Annotated in this window: 7 protein-coding genes; all 7 read right to left on the reverse strand. The window is 62.1% G+C overall.

Translation table 11 applies throughout. From position 1 onward, the window contains the following. The coding region (locus FQV27_RS18530) for a PfkB family carbohydrate kinase (protein ID WP_246133181.1) at positions 1-302 on the reverse strand (302 nt) is incomplete at its 3' end. An 11-nt stretch (positions 303-313) separates the two neighbouring features. After that, positions 314-1,246, reverse strand: coding sequence for a TIM barrel protein (locus FQV27_RS18535; protein ID WP_147101543.1), 933 nt, complete (start codon positions 1,244-1,246; stop codon positions 314-316). Continuing rightward, a complete protein-coding gene (locus FQV27_RS18540; RefSeq protein ID WP_186827391.1) occupies positions 1,233-1,517 on the reverse strand; it encodes a putative quinol monooxygenase in 285 nt (94 codons plus the stop codon). The genes FQV27_RS18535 and FQV27_RS18540 overlap by 14 nt, the downstream gene beginning before the upstream one ends. 11 nt (positions 1,518-1,528) lie before the next feature. After that, the gene (locus FQV27_RS18545; RefSeq protein ID WP_147101550.1) at positions 1,529-2,470 is read right to left on the reverse strand and encodes a sugar phosphate isomerase/epimerase family protein; all 942 of its coding nucleotides are present in this window, start codon (positions 2,468-2,470) and stop codon (positions 1,529-1,531) included. 68 nt (positions 2,471-2,538) lie between these two features. Next, positions 2,539-3,711 (reverse strand): Gfo/Idh/MocA family protein, encoded by a 1,173-nt coding sequence (locus FQV27_RS18550; RefSeq protein ID WP_147101553.1) that lies wholly within the window; start codon positions 3,709-3,711, stop codon positions 2,539-2,541. A 22-nt stretch (positions 3,712-3,733) separates the two neighbouring features. Continuing rightward, complete coding sequence (locus FQV27_RS18555) at positions 3,734-4,756, reverse strand: Gfo/Idh/MocA family oxidoreductase (RefSeq protein ID WP_147101556.1); 1,023 nt, start codon at positions 4,754-4,756, stop codon at positions 3,734-3,736. A 10-nt stretch (positions 4,757-4,766) separates the two neighbouring features. Next, positions 4,767-5,015 (reverse strand): TIM barrel protein (locus FQV27_RS18560; protein ID WP_147101559.1); only part of this gene is annotated, 249 nt, incomplete at its 5' end.

Below are 5,015 nucleotides of genomic sequence, written 5' to 3' on the forward strand. Positions count from 1 at the left end.
TCGTCGCGGATGCCCAATATCACCAGAGCCGTCAGCCGGTCCGGGTCGGTCTTGACGCCCCGCACATCCACGCCCTCACGCACCAACTGCTCGCGGATGAACCGCCCCATATGCTCATCACCAACCCCCGTAATCACCGCCGAGCGCAACCCCAGCCGCGCCGTCCCGCACGCAATATTCGTCGGAGACCCCCCGATATACTTCGAAAACGACCCCATATCCTCCAAACGACCACCGATCTGGTCGCCATATAGATCAACACTGCTGCGGCCAATCGTGATCAAATCAAGCGGTTTTTCCATAACTCTGTCCCCTAGAATCCGGTGTCGCGCAGAAAGCGGCGGCTGGCCGCGAGATCATCGAGGACCGAGGCCCGGTTCTGCGGATCACGTTCCTGTTCAATGGTGATATAGCCGCCATAACCAAGCTGGGTCAGCAGCTTGGCTATGGCGGGATAGTCGATCTTGCCGCGCCCGATGGGGCACATGACGCCCTGCGCGCAGGCGTCGAAAAAGCGGATATGCTCACCCATGATCCGGTCATGGACCGCCGGGTCGATATCCTTGAAATGGATATAGTCGAGCCGGTCCCAATAGCGGCGCAGCGCCTCGACCGGGTCCATGCCGGAATAGGCCAGATGCCCGGTATCGAGACACATCCCCGCCAGATCGGCGGGGATGTCCCCAGCCAGCCGCGCGATCTCATCTGCGAATTCTATATAACCGCCGGCATGGGGATGGATCACGGAGCGCACGCCATGTTCCGCCGCGCGGGCGGCGATGGCGCGGATGTTGTCGATCATGCCCGCCCATGCATTCGGGTCCAGACGCGGAGCGCGGTCGGAATGACCGGCGGCAAAATCGCGTTCGTCATGGCCCCAGTCCATCACCGTCAGATAGGGCGCCGGGTAACGCTGGCCGGGATGGATGGCGGGCGCGGGCAGCGCGGTTATCAGGGCACAGATTTCGTCCGTCTGGCGCAGCAGATTGCCGCGATTGGCGGGCGATACCAGATCGTCGAAGATCGTGCCCGCCACGATGGACAGCCCGCGATCCGACAGCGCCTGTCCCACCACCCCGGCATCCAGCGGCATATAGCCATAGGGGCCAAATTCAAGCCCGCCGAAACCCGCCTGCGCGGCCTGATCCAGCACCGTTTCCCATGCGGGCAGATGCGGGTTTGTCACATCATCCACACCCCAGCAGCAGGGCGCACAGGTGAGGGTGATGGGATCAGTCTGCGACATTGATCGTCTCGAAGATCAGGCGTTCATGGAACTGTTCGTGAAAGGCGATGAAGCGTTTCGTATGGTCCTGCTGCATATGGAAATCGTGGGCGGCCTTGTCCGTCCAGCTTTCCACAAAGACCAGCCGGTCGGGATTGTCGGTGCAGGTGTAGAAATCATAGGCGATGCAGCCCGGTTCGGCCCGCGTCGCTTGCTGCGCCTCGGGCGCACGCGACAGGATCTTGTCGCGCGTTCCGGGCTGGCAGTCGATGGTTATGATGAATTTATACACCTGCTGATCCCCTACCTGCTGATCGTCGCCTGCAGCGCGTCGATTGAGGACTGGATCCCGGCATCGGTGGACATGGTGAAATCCTCCATCTCCAGCGAAACCCAGTCGTTATAGCCCATCATGCGCACGACCGAGAAAAATTCCTTCCACCATTGCAGGTCCTTGCCCGCGCCGACGGCGACATAATTCCATGTCCGGTTGGCGACATCGGTGACCTCGCGCGTTTCAAGCAGCCCGTCCACATCGGCGCGGCCGCGTTCGATGCGGGTGTCCTTGCCGTGGCAATGATGGATCGCCTCGCCCAAGGCACGAGCCGAGTGGATCGGATCGGCGCCCATCCAGATCAGGTGACTGGGATCGAGGTTCATGCCGACCATCGGCCCGACTTCGTTCCGAAGGCGGAACAGGGTTTCGGGGTTCCAGACCAGCATGGCCGAAAAGTTTTCCAGCGCGTATTTATCGACCCCGGCCTCTTTCGCCAGTTTCACCAGATCGTGCCACAGCGGGAAGGCACGGTCTTCCCATTGGTAACGGTCGCGCTCGGGCATCTCGGCGGGCCAGGATTTCGTATAGACCAGCCAGTTGGGGACCATATCGCCGGGCGCGGCCTCTGGCAGACCGGACATGGTGACGATCTTTGTCACCCCGATTTCGCCGGCCAGACGGATTGTGTCCTGCATTTCCTTCAGGTGGCGCTTGCCCATCTCGCCCGGATCCAGCGGGTTGGCCGAACAGTTCAGCGCCGCGATTTCCAGCCCGCGGGCCTTTATCTCGGCCAGCTTCTGTTTCAGCAGGCCCTTGTCAGCCAGCAATTCATCGGCGCGGAAATGCGGCGCGGGGGACCAGCCGCCGCCGGTCATCTCGACCCCTTCGACGCCAAGGGCCACGCATTTATCCAGCATATCGGTGAAGGACAGGTCGCCCATCACATCGGTGCAGATCGAAAGTTTCATCGGTCTTGTCTTTCCATGATGACAGGTGGACGCGCCGGTCAGGGAGGCAGCCGGCGCGCCCGTTCCGGTTATTCGAATTCGACCCAAGAGCCGCCCGCATCCGCCGATCGGACACAGTTTTCCAGCCAGCGCACGCCCTCAGTGCCCGCCTCGATCCCCGGATAGCGGTGGGTTTTCAGAAACGCCTCATCCCCGCGCCGTTTCGCGTCGATGGCCTGGGCGATCCACAGATAGATATTGGCCCAGCTGTCGCCGAGGCCTTCCGTATGCAGCGCGCCCATGCGGTCCACGGCCAGGCTTTCCTCTTCCAGATAGGGCATGCCGTGATGCAGGATGCGGTTCGGTTCGCCCTGAACCTCAAAAAGCAGTTGATCGGGATGGGAATCCGACCATTCGACCGAAGCTTTCGAGCCGACAAAGCGGTATCGCTGCGACCCCATATTCCCGGCATTGACCGAACTGACCCACAGCCTGCCGCGCGCACCATTGTCGTAATGGGTCAACACGGTGGCATGGTCTTCCAGCGGTGCACGTGACGGGATGAAGGCCTTGCGGTCGCACAGAAGGCGCTCGATCTTCAGATCGGGGAGCACGACCTCGGACAGATAGTAAAGATGCGTGCCGATATCGCCCAGAACGAAGGTCGGGCCGGATTTTGCCGGATCGGTGCGCCATTTCTGCGCCTCGGACGCATCGCTATCGTCGCCCGCGTTGAAGCCGTGGGTGTACTGCAGATCGACGATGCGGATCTCGCCCAGCATGCCCTTGGCCACCATCGCGGCCATCTGGCGCACCAGCGGATGGCCGGTAAAGCCATAGGTCACGCCGACGATCAGGCCCTTTTCTTCTGCCAGCGCCGCGATCTCGTCACATTCGGCCACGGTAAAGAACAGCGGCTTTTCGCAGATCACATGAATGCCCGCATTCAGCAGCGCCTTGGTGATCTCGTAATGGGTGAAGTTGGGCGTGGCGACCGAGACGACCTCGACCCCATCCTCGCGGCCCGTCTCGCCCGCGATCAGGTCCTGATGGGTGGCATAGCAGCGATCAGGCGCAACGCCCAGATTGGTGCCGAAATCGCGGCCCCGTTCCGCGTCCAGATCGAACGCCCCCGCAACCAGTTGATAGGTGCCGTCGCGCAACGCGCCGGTGCGGTGCTTATAGCCCACCTGCCCGGTGCGCCCGCCGCCGACCATGCCCCAGCGAAGCGGGCGTTCGATCAGTTTTTCGCCGTTATACATGCTTGTAACTTTCTGCTGCGCCTTACGCCGCCGCCTGTGCGGGGCGGTCGTAAAGGCCGGGTTTGCGGGTCATCCTGATGTCTTCGCGCTTGCCGCTGTCCACGGCGCGCAGGGCGGCATCGGCCACCAGCGTGGCGGCATATCCGTCCCATGTGCTGGGGCCGGTGGCAGTGCCCTGCCCGGCCGCGACGATCCATTCGCGGAATTCCTGATCATAGGCCTCGATAAAGCGTTCGCGCCAATCCTCGGGGATGGCCTGCCTTATGCCGTGCTGATCGCTGATGACTACCGCGGGACGGTTCGGCAGCGCGGCCAGACCCTGTTCGCAACTGACCTCGCCCCGGATGTCATAGCCATAGGCGATGTTCACGCTGATCTCGACATCGACGATCACACCCGACGTCATATGCAGCAGCACCATTACCGGATCGCGCAGTTCCTTGCCACGCGAATTGCGGCGGGGCACGCGCACCTCGACGCCCGCGATTTCGTCATCCAGCAGCCAGCGCGAAATATCCGCGTCATGGACCAGCGTATCGTTCAGCGGCATCTCCGAGGTATACAGCCCCTCGGGCACCGAGGCGTTGCGATGGGTCGAGTGATACATCAGCGGCGCGCCAAGGCTGCCCCCATCTATCACCGCTTTCAGCCGCCGGTAATCGGCATCGAAGCGGCGCATGAAGCCGACCTGAACCAGACGGCTACCATGGGCGGTTTCGGCCTCCATCACGCGCAGCGCGGCGGCTTCGGATGTGACCAGCGGCTTTTCGCAGAAGACCGGCTTGCCCGCCGCGATACAGTCCAGCAGCTGTTCTTCATGGGCCGGGCCCCAGGAACAGATTACAACGGCCTGCACCTTGTCCGACCGGATCAGCGCCTGCGGGGTATCGAATACCTCGGCCCCTTCGGGGGCTGCGGAGGCCGCACGGGCGCGGTCGATATCGGTCACTGCGACCACCTGAACGCCGGACAGAACTTTCGTCAGGCGGCGAATGTGATCCTGTCCGATCATGCCAGTGCCGATGACGCCAACTTGCAAGGTCATTTCTGCTGCCTCACTTGAAGTATTGATCGACATAGCGCTGCATCTCGCTGCGCATGAATTTCCCGGATTCGTCGGCCTTTTCCTCCCACGCGAAGACGCAGGCGGTCATGATGCCGTCGAAGCCTATTTCAGCCAGTGTGCGGTAGAAATCGTCCCACGGCACCTCGCCCTGACCGATATTCAGATGCTGGTGGACACGCGCCTGCGATCCGGGCGGGTTGATGATATAGCGCAGCCCGCTGCTGGCCTTGTGGTTGAA

Source organism: Paracoccus aurantiacus (assembly GCF_007993065.1).
Lineage (GTDB): Bacteria > Pseudomonadota > Alphaproteobacteria > Rhodobacterales > Rhodobacteraceae > Paracoccus > Paracoccus aurantiacus.